Origin of the sequence: Lederbergia galactosidilytica (assembly GCF_017873565.1) — a bacterium.
Classification (GTDB): domain Bacteria; phylum Bacillota; class Bacilli; order Bacillales; family Bacillaceae_C; genus Lederbergia; species Lederbergia galactosidilytica.
Window position 1 is genome coordinate 68,467 of the sequence record NZ_JAGGKH010000003.1, and the last position, 17,337, is coordinate 85,803.

The window sequence follows — 17,337 nt, forward strand, 5'->3', positions numbered from 1 at the left end:
TGAAGATGGCCAATATTTCAAAATCCTCAAACCCATTTTGGAAAAAGTTGAAGTTTTTCGGTCAGACTTATGAGAAGACAGATCAAAGTGCTGTCCAGCCTTTTGACCGTGGGTCTGAACGAATTTATCGCCGACGCTGGCAACATGATAAGGTGGTAAGAACCACACATGGGGTGAATTGTACGGGATCATGCAGCTGGCGGGTTCATGTAAAGGATGGGATCATCACCTGGGAAATGCAACAGATTGATTATCCTTCAACAGGACCTGATATGCCGGAATTTGAACCACGTGGTTGTCAACGGGGTGCAAGCTTTTCGTGGTATACATATAGTCCTTTACGGATTCGTTATCCTTATATTAGAGGTTCATTGCTTAAACTTTGGCATGAGGCTTTAGCTGAAACGAAAGATCCGGTTGCTGCCTGGCGTAGTATTGTCGAGGATGAAGAAAAAGCAACAAGATTTAAACGGTCGAGAGGAAAAGGTGGGTTAGTACGGGCCAACTGGGACGAAGTAAACACCTTAATTTCGGCTGCCTTAATTCACTCTATTCAGGAATATGGACCTGATCGGATTTTTGGATTTTCACCGATTCCTGCTATGTCGATGGTCAGTTATGCGGCTGGTGGCAGATTTTTAAGTTTGTTGGGTGGTTCGCTTTTAAGTTTCTATGATTGGTATGCCGATTTACCTAATTCCTCTCCGCAAGTTTGGGGGGATCAGACAGATGTCCCAGAAAGCTCGGATTGGTTTAACTCAAGTTACATTATCGCTTGGGGATCTAATATACCGCAGACAAGAACTCCTGATTCTCATTTTTACGTAGAATCGCGCTATCGAGGCACAAAAGTGGTAGCAGTTGCCCCAGATTATGCGGAATACGTCAAGTTTGCGGATAATTGGCTTCCAGTAAAAGTCGGTATGGATGGGGCGTTGGCTATGGCAATGACCCATGTTATTTTAAAAGAGTTTTATGTTGATCAGCAAGTAGACTTTTTTACAGACTATATTAAAAGATACACAGATATGCCCTTCATGATTACCCTGAAGAAAAAAGATGGTCACTTTGTTGGGGATAAATTTTTACGTGCCAGTGACTTAGGAATGGACGTTGATCAAGCAGAATGGAAGCCTGTATTATTGGATCAAAAGACAGGGCGTTTTGCTAGTCCCAATGGAACAATTGGTCATCGTTGGGAAAATGAAAAGGGCAAATGGAATTTGAAGTTGGAAGACCGTGACAATGAATTAGGGGAGATAGAGCCTGAGCTAAGTCTACTGGGTAAAGAGGATGAGACAGTTATGGGTTTGTTCCCTTATTTCGGTGAGGAGCAAGAAGGTGTCTTAAAACGCGGTTTACCTGTGAAAAAGATCGAAATCGAAGGTGAACAAGTCTATATTACAACTGTCTTCGATTTAATGATGGCGAATTGTGCAGTAGATCGAGGCTTACCGGGTGATTACCCGAAAAGCTATACCGAAGATATTCCTTATACACCTGCATGGCAGGAAAAGCTAACAGGTGTTGATCAGAAACAAGTGGCCCAAATAGCAAGAGAATTTGCACAAAATGCGATTGATTCAGAAGGTAGGTCTATGATTATCATGGGAGCGGGAATCAATCATTGGTATCATTCTGATACCATTTATCGTGCAATTCTAAACCTTGTGATGTTAACTGGGTGCGAAGGTCGGAATGGTGGGGGCTGGGCTCATTATGTTGGGCAAGAAAAGGTTCGTCCTTTAGAAGGCTGGGGCGCAATTGCCATGGCAAGAGATTGGGGCGGTCCCCCGCGATTAATGAATGGTACGAGTTTTTTCTATTTTGCTACTGAACAATGGCGTTATGAAGATCAGCGAATGGAAAATTTAAAATCTCCTTTAGTAGAAAAAAGCAAATACAACCATCCTGGTGATTACAATGTATTGGCTGCAAGACTTGGTTGGTTGCCTAGTTACCCACAATTTAATAAAAACCCGATTGAATTAGGCGCAGAGAGCGAAGGTTCTAATGAAAAACTTCAGGAGAAATTTGTGGAACAACTTAAAAGTGACGAGCTCAAGTTTGCTGTTGAAAATCCAGAAAATCAGCGTTCTTTTCCAAAGGTATTATTTGTTTGGCGGGCGAATTTGATTGGAAGTTCAGCCAAAGGGCATGAGTACTTTTTGAAGCATCTGTTAGGAACACATGAAGGAACATTAAGTACTGAAAATGAAGAAGAGGCGACAGAGGAAATTAATTGGGTGGAAAAGATTCCCGAAGGCAAGCTTGATTTAATGGTTAGTGCTGATTTCAGAATGTGTAGTACAGGTTTATATTCGGATATTATTTTACCTGCCGCAACTTGGTATGAAAAGTTTGATCTTTCAAGTACTGATATGCATCCTTTCGTACATCCATTTAACCCAGCTATTACCCCTCCGTGGGAAGCGAAATCAGACTGGGAGGCATTTCGAAATTTAGCACAGCGCTTTTCAGAAATGGCCAAGCATTACTTTGATGGGCCTGTCCAAGATGTTGTGACAACACCATTTGGTAAAGATTCACCAGGTGAAATCAGCCAAAAATACGGCCATATTCCCGATTGGAAACATGGTGAGTTTGAGCCTACGCCAGGGCTGAATTTACCAAATATACAGATTGTTGAGAGGGATTACACTAAGATTTTTGATAAATACATCACACTTGGGCCTAATGTAAAACAGGCATTAGGTGCTCACGGTGTTTCCTTTCAGGGGAAAGAAGAATACGAAAAATTATTTAAAATGTTAGGTCCCTCTAAGCACTCGAAGGATTTTAAGGATCAACCAAATTTGTATACAGATCGAAATGCAGCTGAAGCTATGCTCACTCTCTCCAGTGCGACAAATGGTAGTCTCGCCATGAAGGCATGGGATGTTATGGAAAAACAAACAGGACAAGAATTAAAAGATATAACGAGTGATCGGGCAGGGGAACATATTACTTTTCATGACATTACAACCCAGCCAAAGCAAGTGCTGACAACTCCTGTTTTTACGGGAATTAATAAAGGGGATCGTCGTTATTCCCCTTTTACACAGAATATTGAAAGACTTGTTCCATTCCGAACGTTAACAGGAAGACAGCATTTTTATTTAGATCATGATTTGATGCTTGAATTTGGCGAGGAATTGCCTACCTTTAAAGCACCATTGAAAAAAATGGCCTTTTATGATCGTGATAACCGTCCTGTTATGGAGGGACAAGAAATTACTTTAAAATATCTCACTCCCCATTTTAAATGGTCCTATCACAGTACTTATGGAGATACTTTACCAATGTTGACCTTATTTAGAGGGGGGCCACATGTGTGGCTGAATAATGAAGATGCCAAATCAGTTGGATTGGATGATAATGACTGGATCGAGATGTATAACCGAAATGGAGTGGTTGTGGCAAGGACTGTGGTGAGTCATAGAATTCCGCGCGGAGTAGCGTTTATGTATCATGTTCAGGAGAGAATTATTAACGTTCCAGGCTCTCCAATTACGAAGCAACGAGGCGGAACATTTAATAGTCCAACACGCATTCATATGAAACCGACGCAAATGATTGGCGGGTACGCCCAATTAAGCTATGGATTTAACTACTACGGACCAACAGGAAATCAAAGGGATGAACAGGTTGTCATCCGTAAACTTGAAAGGGACGAGGTGGATTGGCTTGAGGATTAAAGCACAATACGGAATGGTGATGAATTTAGACAAATGTATTGGCTGCCATACTTGTAGCGTCACTTGTAAGAACACATGGACGAATCGACCAGGGGCAGAGTATATGTACTGGAATAATGTGGAGACAAAGCCAGGAGTCGGATATCCGAAGCGTTGGGAAGACCAGGAAGAACGGAAAGGCGGCTGGGAAGTAAGAAACGGCAAGCTTGAACTTAAGGCAGGAGGACGAGTTAGTAAGCTATTAAGCATTTTCTATAACCCTAATTTAGTTGAGATCGATGATTACTATGAACCATGGGATTATACGTATGAGAATTTGATTAATAGTCCAGAAGGGGAACATCAACCTGTTGCAAGACCGAAATCCCAGTTAACTGATGAATACATGGATATCCAATGGGGACCAAATTGGGAAGATGACTTGGCTGGTGTCTATAAAACAGGAAAACAGGATCCAAATATGGATGGATTGGAAGAACAAATCAAATTCGAATTTGAGGAAACATTTATGATGTATTTGCCACGTATTTGTGAGCATTGCATTAATCCATCTTGTCTTGCCTCATGCCCATCTGGAGCTATCTATAAGCGTGATGAAGATGGAATTGTCTTGGTTGATCAAGATGCTTGCAGAAGTTGGCGTTTCTGTATGTCGGGTTGTCCTTATAAGAAGGTTTACTTTAACTGGAAAACGAATAAGGCAGAAAAATGTACTTTCTGTTTTCCAAGGATTGAAACAGGCCAACCTACGATTTGTTCAGAAACCTGTGTGGGACGTCTACGTTATATCGGTTTAATTTTATATGATGCTGATAAAATTGAAGAGGCTGCGTCTGTTCTAGATGATAAAAACGTATATGAAGCTCAACTTGATATGATTTTAGATCCACATGATCCAGAGATCATTGCAGAGGCTAGGAAACAAGGCATTCCAGATGATTGGATTTCAGCAGCACAGGAATCACCAGTTTATAAAATGGCTGTTGAACAGAAAATTGCTCTTCCTTTACATCCTGAATATCGTACTTTACCAATGGTTTGGTATGTTCCTCCATTAAGTCCCTTTATGAATGCCTTTGGTGGTGCAGGTGATTCAATCGACCCGCGTGTTGTATTTCCGACGATTGAACAGATGAGGATTCCAATTGAGTATTTGGCTAATTTGTTTACAGCGGGTGATACACAAGTGATCAAAAATGTTTTAAGAAAGCTTGTGGCAATGAGAAGTTATATGCGTAATGAGAACTTAGGGAAAGATGCAGATCCAAATTTACTGGAGGCAGCTGGTTTAACAGAAGAACTTGTCAGAGAAATGTATGAACTCTCTGCAATTGCTAAATATCATGATCGCTATGTGATTCCACCATCTCATAAAGAATTGTCTGGAGATATGTTTACGGAAAGAGGAATGGCTGGTTTTGAGGAATTTGGAAATGGTGGAGGCAGTTGTGAAACCTGTGCCGTTGGGATGCATCCGCCAGAAGCACCTCTAGAGTATTACGGAGAACAATATTGGAGGGAATTGGATGAATCAAAATCAAAAGGTGTATAGCCTTGTCTCTACATTGCTCCAATATCCAGAACGTGAGTGGAAGGAATGGCTTGAACAAGTGGATGTGCTTGAGGAATTTTCAGATGAGTCGATTCGACTCACTCTCAAGCCCTTCCTTGATTATATGAAAAAAACTTCTTATGAAGAATTATGTAAAAGTTACGTGTATACATTTGATTTTTATGATCGAACAACTTTGTATTTAACTTATACAGTTTTCAAGGATAATCGGGATCGAGGCTCTATCCTTGTTCAATTAAGGCGGCAAATGATGGATTATGGAATGGAATTTACAACAGAAGAATTACCAGATTACTTACCATTAGTTCTTGAATTTGCCTCCATCGTTCCCGAAAAGCATTCTGCAAAAATATTACAACTTCATCTACGCTCTATTCAAAACTTGGAGCTGGAATTACAAGGTGTTGACAGTCCTTACCGGTATTTAATTGCGACATGTTTAAAATGTATTGAAAGTACAAAAGAAAATGAAAAAGTTTCCTAAGGTGAGTATTCAAAAGGGAAGGTAAAAAGGACTAAGTCGGTAATGTCTGATGTCAATCACTAACGTCAGACATTAGCACATCGTGTGTGTCGAACGTTCGAAGCTTTTTACCGGACTGTTTGAATAACCTTTAAGGGAACGGAAGGGAGGATAACATGACATTTTGGGATTACTTCTTTTGGGCTGTTTTTCCATATCTCTGTCTTACCATTTTTATTGTAGGCCATATTTATCGTTATCGGGTAGACCAATTTGGTTGGTCTGCTCAATCAAGTGAATTTTTAGAGAAAAGGCAATTAAAATGGGGAAGTCTTCTGTTTCATTGGGGAATTATATTTGTATTCTTTGGACATATCGCCGGTATTTTAGTGCCGAAAATTGTTTATGATACAATGGGGATCAATCCTCATATGTATCATTTAGTGGCATTCTCATTGGGTGGAATTGCAGGTCTTGCGACAGTAATTGGTGGATTCTTATTGTTTTTACGTCGAAGTGGCACAAGGAGAATTCGGAATACAAGTAATATGAATGCAATGTTTACTTTAGTTATATTAGGAGCCGTTGTACTTGTTGGTTTTTCGGCCACTGTAGGGTATACCGCTACTGGAGGAGACTTTGATTATCGTACCTCCATTGGTCCATGGTTTCGTGGATTACTAATGTTCAGCCCTAAACCGGAATTAATGGTCGGCACTCCATTTGGCTTCCAATTACATGTCTTTTTAGCATTTGCACTTTTTGCAATTTGGCCATTTACAAGGCTCGTGCATGTGTGGAGTTTGCCACTTGAGTATTTATATCGCAAGTATATTATTTATCGGAAAATGCACCCGCAGCAGGTGCGGAGAAAAATGGAAGAGAATGAAGGTTAAAAAATATACTTAAAGAGGATAAACGGAATTAGCTGGCTAATTATACTGATGTTCTGTCCATAACAAAAGCCCAAATATCTTTCCGTCTGAATTCGAGTCTTTCGCTAGAAAATCGACGTGCTGGGAGAAGGTTATTATAAAAGATCTTGAGCTGAAAAAATCGCTAAGATATAGTGAATGTGCCCAAGTTAGCCTTTGATTCATATCTTTTTGCATAACCTCATAAAAGTTTTTTAATTAAGGGAGAGGGGATTTATTATGTCAGGCCCATCATTAAGAAAATTGGATGCACATCGTGCCATTCATGACGGTGCTTTTATGGAAGCCAAAAGTTTAACAGAAGTGCTGACTCAATTAGTAAAGGAAAAGGAAGATAAAAAAGCCTTAGCGGTTGCTGATGCATTGATTGAACATTGGGAAATGCGCGTTATTACTCATGCAGATTCAGAAGAAGAAGGCTTCTATAAAGAAGTGCTTGAAAAAGATCCAGAAATGCGAGAAACAATTAATATGCTGACGAGAGATCATGATATTTTACGGATTTTAGCGAAGAGAGTTCGTGGGTATTTACAAGAAGAAGCAGTGACACAAGAAATATTAGATTGCTTTACAAGTATGCTCATTGTCAACGAAATCCATAGCCGGGATGAAGAAAGTAAGCTACTTGATTATGACCATCATCATTAAGAATTACATAATGACAAGCCATCAGTAAGAAAAATTTGCTTATTGATGGCTTTTTAAATGAAATATCAATCCTGTCTTAAAGCTTCTTATCAAAGATTATATATTTAAATGTGGAAATTTATGGGCTTTCGTGTAGACAAGTTTTAGGGAGTACTGCTAAGATTTAAAATGATAGCCATTACTATACTAAAAGTGAACGGGGGAATAAATTTGATTACGGCACTTGCCCACCGCGGGTATCCTGGAAAATATCCAGAGAACACATTAACGGCATATCGGGCAGCATATGAATTGGGGTTTAGCCATATCGAGATCGATGTTCAGCTTAGTAAAGATGGGGTTCCTATTTTGATGCATGATATAACAGTAAATCGAATGACGAACGCAAAAGGATTTGTGAAGGATTTTACTTTTGCCGAACTTAGAAAGCTAAAGGTTGGAGGAAATGAAACAATTCCCACTTTAGAGGAAGCGCTTCAATTCGCTAAAGGGAAAATGAATGTTGCTGTAGAGTTAAAGCAACATGGTTATCTATATCCTGAATTAGAGGAAAAGACTCTTAAGATCATTGAAGAAACAGGGATGATGGATTCGGTTTATGTCAATTCCTTTGATCACTATTCTATTAGAAAGATGAGAGAGTTGTCAGAGGAAATCGAATTAGGTGTAATCCAACATGGGGCAACTCCTGGCTTGTTCCATTTTTTAAAAGAAATCAAGGCATCCTCCCTTGCTGTTCGAATTGAATACTTAACAGATGAATTTGTTAGGGAATGTGAGGAAGCGGGGCTACAAATTATTGTCTGGCCAGTTGATAAGCAATGGCAATTTGATATTTTCCGTCGTTACCCAAACATTTTATGTACAACTAATAAATTAGAAGACTTTAAGAAAATGTATAAGAAAGCTCAATTTCAATAAAAGTTAAGAAAGGAACCAGTATACCAATCGGTGTGCTGGTTCCTTTCTTAAAAGGTTAGAAAATATAAAAATTGGCCGGGATTAGGTCTAGCTCCAACAGCTAGTAAACTTTCAACTTCTTCCTACGATAAGTCAACAGCGGTCATTCCTCGCCATGTAATCTTTATCTTAGGCTAATGGACGCTGAATTAATTAACTGAAGTTTGTACGTCGCTAAACAGGCGATTGTTCTTTTGTTCTTAACGTTGTTCTTTAAATATATTTGTCACATGATCAATCGCACCCGCGGATCCACCTTCTTGAACCATTAAAGCAATAATGAGATCAGGCTTTTCAGGGTTATAGGCTACAAACCAGCCATTTTCTTTCCCTTCTACACCTTGTTCCGCTTTTTCGTATTCTGCTGTACCTGTTTTTCCAGCAAGCGGATAGCCCTCAATTCTTGCTCCACGGGCTGTACCGTTAGGGTCATCCACAACCTTACGTAGAGCAGCAGTTAATTGTGTTGCTTGTTCTTCTGTTAGAAGGCTCTTTTTCCATATTTGCCCCTTTTCCTCTTTCGCTTCTAAGATCGGTTTGATCATATTTCCTTTATTGGTAAAAGGAGAGTACATGGTAGCCAAATGGAGCACATTTACTTCAACTTGGCCTTGACCATAGCTTGAGTCGGCAAGGGCAATATCGGATCCAATTTCCCCATAGGTGGATTGATGCATTGGATATAAGTAGGGCATGTCCTCAGCAAAGCCAAAATTCTTAAGACCTGTTTCAAACTTTTTTTGTCCTAATTCGATCGCTTTTTGTGCAAAGTAAATATTGTCTGAATAAATCAGAGCCTTTTCTAAATCAATCGGGACTCCTGGATCGCTTACACGTTTTACTTCGTATTTTCCCCAGGACTCATCCTTTTTCCAGCCCTTACCATTAATTGTTAATTTTTCATCCCATGTAATGGTGCCATCTTTAAGACCAATAGCGGCTGTGATCGGTTTTAAGACTGAACCAGGTGCGAAGGCTGAATTCAAACGATTGAGCATCGGTTGTTTCGGATCGTCCTGTAATTTTTTCCATTGCTCCTCATTCGCACCAAGTGTTAACACATTTGGATCATAGGCGGGACTACTTACAAGTGCTAGAGTTTCACCTGTCTCAGGATCAATTGCTGCAGCGGTACCAGGCTTGCCTTCGAACTCATCATAGATGTTGACTTGAAGAGCACTATCAATTGTAAGCTCAATATCCTCGCCATTTTGTACTTCTTTCTCGGCAAGAATTTTCTCACTGCCATCTTCCTTTTTAATAATAATTTGTACGCCAGGCGTCCCTCTTAACCGCTCCTCTAAAACAAGCTCAAGTCCCCGTCTGCCAATCATATCTGTATCGGAATATCCTTTACCTTTGTGCTTTTCTAGATCCTCCGCTGTAATAGTCGATAAATTCCCTGTTAAATGAGCGGCTCGTTCACCGAGAGGGTAAACACGAGCATTTGTTGTACCAAGACTGACTCCCGGAAGCTCCAATAACTTCTGTTGTAAATCCTCGTCCTTTGCTGGCAAAGTTTTAATCGGGACCAAAAGATCAGGTTTTACCCAAGATTGGTTTAAGGCGTTTTCAATGCTTTTAGAGTCTATCCCTAGTAACTTTGCTAATTTAGTAATAGTATCGTCTTCTTCCATTTTCCCTGGAACAAGTCCGACTTGCAAGGCCTCGCCATTTTCTGCTAGAGCAATCCCATTGCGGTCAAGGATGGCTCCACGGATCGGGGGGATTGTTGGTACGGAAATTTTATCCCCATCTGCTAAATCAGGAAAAATAAAAGTGCTATCCCAGTTCATTCGCCATTCTGTGGCTTTATCATCATCTTCCTCTTTTACCCATTGTGCTTGATGGTCAAAGGCAATTTCTCCAGCTAAACTACTCATGGAAACTTGGAACGGAAATTCTATTTTTTCTGCTTTTTTATCTGTTTCTTCTTCTGGTTTAGTAAATTGAATCTTTAAATCTTTTATCTCTAAGTCTTTATAGATTTTACTGTAACGTTCGACAAAATCCTTCTTTTTTACTTGTTCTTTTGTTTCTGTAGATAAATAGTTATACATTTTGTCAAAATCTTGTTCTTGCCAAAGCTTCACATATTGATCAAATTGATCCTCAGGCTTCGCTACTTTATCACTACACCCCGATAGAATCATCATGAATAGAACCAATAAGATAAGAAACCATTGTTTTTTCACGTCTACACCCCCATTATTCATTGTAAAAAAAATCATTCTTTCTTTCAAATAGGCTGTCATATGGTAAAATGGAAAAAGCAATGAAATCATACATATTATATAGTAAGGAGAGACAAAAATGGGAAAAAGTTTCATCTTTGGTCATAAAAATCCAGATACCGACACAATTTGTTCGGCTCTTGTCTATGCGGATGTTAAAACGAGATTGGGATTTGAAGTAGAACCTGTTCGTTTAGGGGAAATCAATGGAGAAACCCAATTTGCTTTAGACTACTTTCAAGTAGAAGCTCCTCGCTTTGTCGAAACCGTTGCTGGGGAAGTAGATGAGGTTATTTTAGTTGATCATAATGAACGTCAACAAAGTGTAAGTGATCTTGATCAAGTGAAGATTACAGAAGTGATTGATCATCATCGTATTGCTAATTTTGAAACGAGTGATCCCCTTTATTTCCGTGCCGAACCTGTTGGTTGTACGGCAACGATATTGAAGAAAATCTACCATGAAAAAGGGCTTGAGATAGAGCAAAAAATGGCAGGTCTAATGCTGTCTGCGATTATCTCTGATTCCTTATTATTTAAATCACCTACTTGTACAGATGAAGATATAAAAGCAGCAAAAGAACTAGCTGCCATTGCTGGTGTCGATGCGGAAAAGTACGGAATGGACATGTTGAAAGCAGGCGCTGATATTAGTGGGAAATCGGCGGAAGAATTGCTTTCCTTAGATGCTAAGGAATTTTCAATGGGAAGTGCGAAAGTTGAGATTGCACAAGTAAATGCGGTTGGTGTGGAAGATGTACTTGCCCGCAAAGCAGAAATTGAGGCTGCATTGGAGCAGGTAGTGGCTGACAAAGGTCTGGATCTATTTTTATTTGTTGTAACAGATATCTTAACGAATGATTCGACAGCAATTGCAGTCGGACAAGCAGCTCATGCAGTGGAACAAGCATTCAATGTGAAGTTGGAAGCAAAATCTGCTGTTTTACAAGGGGTTGTCTCACGTAAGAAACAAATTGTTCCACCATTAACGACAGCTTTATCAAAATAATGTACAGAATAAATGAAAAGGCAGCGATTATGCTGTCTTTTCCTATAAAACATTAACTTTTAAGAATTGCTTGATTATAAGAGTATGTTCGAAATTTCAGTTTAATGATTAGGTGAATTTCTTTGTTTTTTATTCCCATTTTGAACAAATCTTTAAAAGAATGATAGAGCAAGATAAGAAAATGAATGGGAAGGAGTATACCAGTGAAAATCGCTTATCTAGGACCTAAAGGGACTTTTTCAGAAGAAGCGGCTGTTCGTTATTTTATAGAGGATGACGTGGAGCCGATTATGTATAGCTCGATCTTTGAAGTGTTAGAAGCAGTGGATGAGGGAAAAGTAGACAAAGGCATTGTTCCAATTGAGAATGCTTTGGAAGGAACTATCACGATGACAACAGATGGATTGATTCATCATGATGTGTGGATTGAAGGGGAGGCCGTGCTTCCGGTTCGATTGCAATTATTAGGAAATCCAGGTGCCAAACTAAAAGATATAAAAGAGGTTTGGTCCATTCCACCGGCCCTTGCCCAATGCCGAATGTTTACAAGAGAAATCCATGCTGAAACGAAGCATTATAGTAGTACAGCGGCGGCTGCAGAGGCAATTCAGAAGGAAGCAAGAATGGATGCAGGTGCAGTGGCTTCAGAATGGGCAGCAGAAACATTTGGCTTGGAGGTGATTCAACAGGATATTCATGATAATGATTGCAACTCGACAAGATTTGTCATTATCACGAAATCTCCTAAACATCGTGTTGAAACAGGAGGAAAGGCAAAATCGATGCTCTTAATTACTCCAACCGAAGATCGTCCAGGATTATTGGCGATTATTCTCAATGTCTTTTCTTCCCTCGGAATTAACTTAACGTGGATTGAATCACGCCCTACGAAGAAAAAACTTGGAACCTATCGCTTTTTTATTGAAACAGCGGCAGGGATAGAAGATGACCAATTGCAGAGAGCAAAGACAATTTTAGAGACATATGGTTATGATGTACGTACATTGGGGAGCTATATAAAGAAGGAATTGTAGAAATCCGGAGGTGTAGAAATGAAAATAGAAGTATGGTCAGATTTTGTTTGTCCTTTTTGTTATATCGGCAAACGTCGCTTAGAACAAGCTTTAGAAAAATTCCCACAAAAAGATGAAGTGGAGGTGGAGTTCCGTAGCTATGAGCTTGACCCAACAACTGCAAAAAATCAGGATAAAACAATTCATGAAGCACTCGCAATGAAATATGGTATGAGTGTAGACGAAGCTAAGAAGATGAATGAGGGGGTTGGGGAACAGGCGAAGGGGGTTGGACTCAACTTTCAATTTGATACGATGGTACCTGCCAACACCTTTGATGCCCATAGATTAGCACATTTTGCGAAGACGAAAGCGAAAGACAAAGAGATTACAGAAAGACTTCTTCACGCTTATTTTACAGAGGGGAAAAGGCTTAGTGATCATGATGTGCTAGCTGAATTAGCTGTAGAAGTCGGGCTGGAACGGAATGAAGTATTTGAAGTTCTTCAGGATGAAACTGCCTATGCGGATGATGTACGATATGATGAGAACACTGCACAACAAATTGGTGTGCGTGGGGTTCCCTTCTTTGTTGTGAACCAAAAATATGCCATTTCGGGTGCACAGCCAATGGAAACATTTGTGGGGGCATTGGAGAAAGTATGGCAAGAGGAAAAGGCAGCTCCGGTATTACAAGATCTATCAGGTGATGCGGATGATGCGGCTTGTGTCGATGGAAATTGTGTGATCCCAAATGATAAAGAATAAGTGTAAGGGCCAAATCTAACAGGATTTGGCCTTTTCTATGTGTCTTATTTTGAGTGGCTCTAGACGTGATTGCGTAACTTTTTATATTGATTGCGTAAGTCAGGGGTTGAATGCGCGACTCTTCATCACAAATGCGGAAGTTTAGAAGGGAAATGCGTGACTTTCGATGCTTATTGCGTAACTAAAAGGAATTTAGTCTCTTTTTGGAGAAATATATATTAGCCTTTTTCATTTTAAAAAACCGAGGTGACTTATGAGGGAGAAAATTAAATCGGCGTTTAATCAACTTTCGGAAGCATACGAGCACACTGTAGACAAGGAGAGTTTGTATAATACAGAGCTTGAAAGGCCGGCTATGATGCTCGAGATTCCGAAGAATTTAGAGCAAATGCAGATGCTTGATGCTGGATGTGCAGCTGGTTGGTATACGAATGAGTTTTTACGACGCGGAGCAAAGGTTATAGCTGTAGATGTAAGTCCTGAAATGGTCAAGGCAACAAAGCGGCGTGTGGGGACAGCGGCAGAGGTAAGATGTTTAGATTTTGGTGAAAGCTTACCTTTTGCGGATGAAACCTTTGATTATATTGTCAGTTCTTTAGCCCTTCATTATATAGAAGATTGGAGAAAAACCTTTTCAGAATTTCAGCGCATTTTAAAACCGAATGGCATCCTATTATTCTCTGTCCATCATCCAACCATGGATATCCATTTATCTGAAAAACAAGCCTATTTTGAGACAGAGCTCATTATCGATCAATGGAAGAAGAACGGGCAAACAGTGGAAGTTCCCTTCTATCGAAGATCACTAGCAACGATTGTAAATGAGGCGAACACCTACTTTACGATCGACAAAATGATTGAACCTCAACCAACTGGGCACTTCAAACTGAAGAAGCCTGAGAAATATAAAAAATTAATGAAAAGCCCACACTTTTTGATTGTTAAAGTAAAAAACAAGAAATGATTTTTCCCTTTCTAATTGGACCGAAACAATGAAATGGAGAGGAAAACTACTTCAAGGATTCTTTATCAAATGGTGAAAATTTATTGAAAGCTGACAATTTATAAATAGGGGTGGGGAATTGCTGCAAACAGATATTAAGATCGTGATCGGAGCCGGAGAATACAATAATAACCCTGGGTGGATCCATACTCAAGAGAAGGAATTGAATTTACTGGATGACACTACATGGAAAGAACGCTTTAAACCAGTATCAATCACAGCAATTTTAGCAGAGCACGTGTGGGAGCATTTGACATTGGAAGAGGGACTAGCGGCTGCTCGATTATGTTATAAATATTTGTTGCCTTCTGGTTATATTCGCTGTGCTGTTCCTGATGGATTTTTCCCAGATGAAGCCTATCAAAACAATGTGAAAGTAGGTGGGCCTGGGCCAAAGGAACATCCTGCAGCTAGTCATAAAATTGTTTACAATTATAAAACTTTGTCTAGGATGTTTGAAACAGCGGGTTATCGAGTTCAGTTATTGGAATATTGCGATGATAAGGGAACCTTCTATGCAAAAGATTGGTCAGCAAAAGATGGCATGATTTTTCGCTCAAAGAAATATGACCCTAGGAATCAAGGAGACTTCGTATGTTTTCCATCGCTGATCTTGGATGCTATAAAAGAATGATTATGTGGAGTGGTAAATTTGAGCCAGATCTGTTTAGTGAGACATGGTGAGACGGATTGGAATGCTATGGGGAAAATACAAGGTAGGACAGATATCCCTTTGAACTCAATCGGTAAGCGACAAGCAAGAGAGTGTGGTGAACACTTAGCCTGTTCTCATTGGGATCGGGTGATTACAAGTCCACTCAAAAGGGCTAAACAGACAGCAGAGATTATTAATACATCACGACAACTTCCGTTGATTGAAATGGAGGAATTTGTTGAGAGAGGTTATGGTGAGGCAGAAGGCATGTCAAAGGATGAGCGATTAGATAAATTTCCTAATGGTCATATTCCTAAACAAGAAGAACGCTCTGTGCTTAATGAACGTGTTATGCAAGGGCTAGAGAAAATTCAGCAACGATATCCCAATGATAAAATTATTCTGGTGGCACATGGAGCTGTGATCAATACAATTTTAGCTATTTTTTCAGATGGTAAAATTGGCTCTGGAAAAACAAAATTAGTCAATGCTTGTATTAGTCACCTTCATTTTTTAGAAAATCAGTGGAGAATTAAGGAGTACAATCAAGTTCATCATCTATCGCAATTTAATGAAATCAAGGAAGGAATGAAATGAACGATCAACCTATCTTTCTTTCTAATGAGAGGGTGGCTTTAAGGGAATTTGCGGTTGGGGATTGGCCGGCTGTTCATGCGTATGCTTCTCAGGCTATGGTTTGTCGTTATCAACCCTGGGGACCAAATACTAAAATAGACTCTCAGAAATATGTCCTACAAGCAATCAGAGATGCCGAGCAACAAGCGAGGAGAAGATATACACTTGCAATGGTGGTAAACGGGAACTTAATTGGGGCTGGGGAGATCAATATAAAAGATGTTCAACATCGAGTTGGGGAAATTGCTTATGTCGTCAATCCTGCATACTGGGGGCAAGGCATTGCAACAGAAGTGGCTCAAATATTATTGAAATTTGGTTTTAGAGAATTAGAGATCCATCGTATTCAGGCTACATGTGACTGTCGAAATATAGGATCTGCCAAGGTGCTAGAAAAGAGCGGAATGACTAAGGAAGGCAGATTAAGGGAACATTTATGGATTAAAGATAATTGGAGAGACTCTTACCTTTATAGTATTTTAGAGCAAGAATGGAAAGCAAGATTGAAACATGGATGAATGACGAAAAAGTCATTCATCCTCTTTTTAAATCAATGTCCCAATCTCTGTTGTACCTTTCTCTTTGGCATCCATAGAAAAGCTAGAATCGCCCCGACAAAGCTTAGGCTGCCAATCAGGATGAAGCCACCTGAAAGACCAACATATTCCCCAATCCATCCCGCAATAAAAGGTCCACCAAACATGCCGAGTGAATAAAGCGCTTGGAAAAACCCCATCGCCGAAGCTCTCCTCTCCTCATTAACGGATTGAATAGCGAGCCCCATTAATACGGGCATCATCAATCCTTGAGCAAATCCATTAAAGGCTTGTGTGAGAATTAATAAACCCAAGCTTGGTGTAAAAGGGAGGAGGATTGTACAAATTGCAGCGGCCACAAAGCCGATTAAAATTGTATATCTTTCGCCAAATCTTTTTACGAAAATACTCCCACTTATATAGCCAGCAATGGCGTTCGGTAAAGTGGAGAGTAAAGTCAATATACTTAATTCCGCATTAGATGCCCCTAAACTAGTTGCATGTAATGGTGTAAAGCCAAACATCGTTGTAAAGGTAATACACTGTACAACAATGGCAAGTAAGGAGACTGATAACAATAATTTTTCTCCGCCCATTTTAATGAGTTCTTTCACTTCCACAGGCTTCTTTTTTGGATCAGCTGGCTTCTCGACAAGCTTGATGGCAAGAATTAAACCAAGCAGACCAACGATCGCACCAAGATAAAAAGGTGCACGCCACCCCATATAATCGGCTAAAAATCCGCCCACAGTAGTAGCTGTCATTTGACCGATACTTGTATAAAAGCTAATAATCCCCATAGCTTTTGGTGCCTCATCTGCTTCGAAATAGCTGGCAAACAAAACTGTAAAAGCTACCCAACTAGCTGCTGCCACACCTGCAAGTGAGCGAAATCCAAAAATCGCCCACACATTGCTCGATAGCGCCAAACCTAAACTACTTAATACTGCGCAGGCAATTCCAGCAAAAATAAATAGTTTTCGCTTCCCGATCCGATCAGACCAAATGCCTAAAGGGATACGGACAAGCATTTGTGTAAATCCATAACTGCCGACAACTAGCCCAATCATAAAAACTGAGCCCCCAAGATGCTCCACATAGGGGGAGAGAATGGGGACATACGTATACATGGAAAACCAATACATCATAGTGACGATATAAAATAAGATTTTTCTAGATGATTTCACAAGCACACCCCTAGCGTAT

The 17,337-nt window shown here is 39.9% G+C and carries 15 protein-coding genes; 13 read left to right on the plus strand and 2 right to left on the minus strand.

Annotated features, from left to right (window positions below):
* Window positions 1–5 precede the first annotated feature (5 nt).
* From J2Z23_RS03810 to J2Z23_RS03835, 6 genes are all read left to right on the plus strand, one after another.
* Complete coding sequence (locus tag J2Z23_RS03810; RefSeq protein ID WP_128738479.1) at window positions 6–3,698, plus strand: nitrate reductase subunit alpha; 3,693 nt, start codon at window positions 6–8, stop codon at window positions 3,696–3,698.
* Window positions 3,688–5,250: a nitrate reductase subunit beta gene (narH, locus tag J2Z23_RS03815; protein WP_057988546.1), complete on the plus strand. Its 1,563-nt coding sequence runs from the start codon at window positions 3,688–3,690 to the stop codon at window positions 5,248–5,250. The genes J2Z23_RS03810 and narH overlap by 11 nt, the downstream gene beginning before the upstream one ends.
* A complete protein-coding gene (gene narJ / locus J2Z23_RS03820; protein WP_057988544.1) occupies window positions 5,225–5,755 on the plus strand; it encodes a nitrate reductase molybdenum cofactor assembly chaperone in 531 nt (176 codons plus the stop codon). The genes narH and narJ overlap by 26 nt, the downstream gene beginning before the upstream one ends.
* 155 nt (window positions 5,756–5,910) lie before the next feature.
* Window positions 5,911–6,630: a respiratory nitrate reductase subunit gamma gene (narI, locus tag J2Z23_RS03825; RefSeq protein WP_064467795.1), complete on the plus strand. Its 720-nt coding sequence runs from the start codon at window positions 5,911–5,913 to the stop codon at window positions 6,628–6,630.
* A 258-nt stretch (window positions 6,631–6,888) separates the two neighbouring features.
* Window positions 6,889–7,317, plus strand: coding sequence for a hemerythrin domain-containing protein (locus J2Z23_RS03830; protein ID WP_057988541.1), 429 nt, complete (start codon window positions 6,889–6,891; stop codon window positions 7,315–7,317).
* Window positions 7,318–7,485: 168 nt separating this feature from the next.
* Entirely contained in the window at window positions 7,486–8,238 is a 753-nt protein-coding gene (locus J2Z23_RS03835; RefSeq protein WP_057988539.1) for a glycerophosphodiester phosphodiesterase, read from the plus strand.
* Window positions 8,239–8,477: 239 nt separating this feature from the next.
* On the opposite strand, the gene J2Z23_RS03840 is transcribed toward J2Z23_RS03835, so the two are convergent.
* Window positions 8,478–10,472, minus strand: coding sequence for a penicillin-binding transpeptidase domain-containing protein (locus J2Z23_RS03840; RefSeq protein WP_209973252.1), 1,995 nt, complete (start codon window positions 10,470–10,472; stop codon window positions 8,478–8,480).
* A gap of 118 nt (window positions 10,473–10,590) precedes the next feature.
* Here J2Z23_RS03840 and J2Z23_RS03845 point away from each other — a divergent pair, with 118 nt between their 5' ends.
* The 7 genes from J2Z23_RS03845 (at window position 10,591) to J2Z23_RS03875 (ending at window position 16,113) form a co-directional block, all read left to right on the plus strand.
* Window positions 10,591–11,520 (plus strand): manganese-dependent inorganic pyrophosphatase, encoded by a 930-nt coding sequence (locus tag J2Z23_RS03845; protein WP_209973253.1) that lies wholly within the window; start codon window positions 10,591–10,593, stop codon window positions 11,518–11,520.
* A 203-nt stretch (window positions 11,521–11,723) separates the two neighbouring features.
* Entirely contained in the window at window positions 11,724–12,554 is an 831-nt protein-coding gene (pheA, locus tag J2Z23_RS03850; RefSeq protein WP_057988534.1) for a prephenate dehydratase, read from the plus strand.
* Between the two features lie 18 nt (window positions 12,555–12,572).
* Complete coding sequence (locus J2Z23_RS03855; RefSeq protein ID WP_057988532.1) at window positions 12,573–13,301, plus strand: DsbA family oxidoreductase; 729 nt, start codon at window positions 12,573–12,575, stop codon at window positions 13,299–13,301.
* A 253-nt stretch (window positions 13,302–13,554) separates the two neighbouring features.
* Complete coding sequence (locus J2Z23_RS03860; protein ID WP_057988530.1) at window positions 13,555–14,265, plus strand: class I SAM-dependent methyltransferase; 711 nt, start codon at window positions 13,555–13,557, stop codon at window positions 14,263–14,265.
* A gap of 118 nt (window positions 14,266–14,383) precedes the next feature.
* Window positions 14,384–14,938, plus strand: coding sequence for a class I SAM-dependent methyltransferase (locus J2Z23_RS03865; protein ID WP_209973254.1), 555 nt, complete (start codon window positions 14,384–14,386; stop codon window positions 14,936–14,938).
* A gap of 18 nt (window positions 14,939–14,956) precedes the next feature.
* Window positions 14,957–15,556 (plus strand): histidine phosphatase family protein, encoded by a 600-nt coding sequence (locus J2Z23_RS03870; RefSeq protein WP_209973256.1) that lies wholly within the window; start codon window positions 14,957–14,959, stop codon window positions 15,554–15,556.
* Entirely contained in the window at window positions 15,553–16,113 is a 561-nt protein-coding gene (locus J2Z23_RS03875) for a GNAT family N-acetyltransferase (RefSeq protein WP_209973258.1), read from the plus strand. The genes J2Z23_RS03870 and J2Z23_RS03875 overlap by 4 nt, the downstream gene beginning before the upstream one ends.
* Window positions 16,114–16,145: 32 nt before the next feature.
* Here the strand turns inward: J2Z23_RS03875 and J2Z23_RS03880 are convergent, their stop codons facing one another.
* On the minus strand, window positions 16,146–17,318 hold the full coding sequence (locus J2Z23_RS03880) for an MFS transporter (RefSeq protein ID WP_209973260.1): 1,173 nt from the start codon (window positions 17,316–17,318) through the stop codon (window positions 16,146–16,148).
* Window positions 17,319–17,337 lie beyond the last annotated feature (19 nt).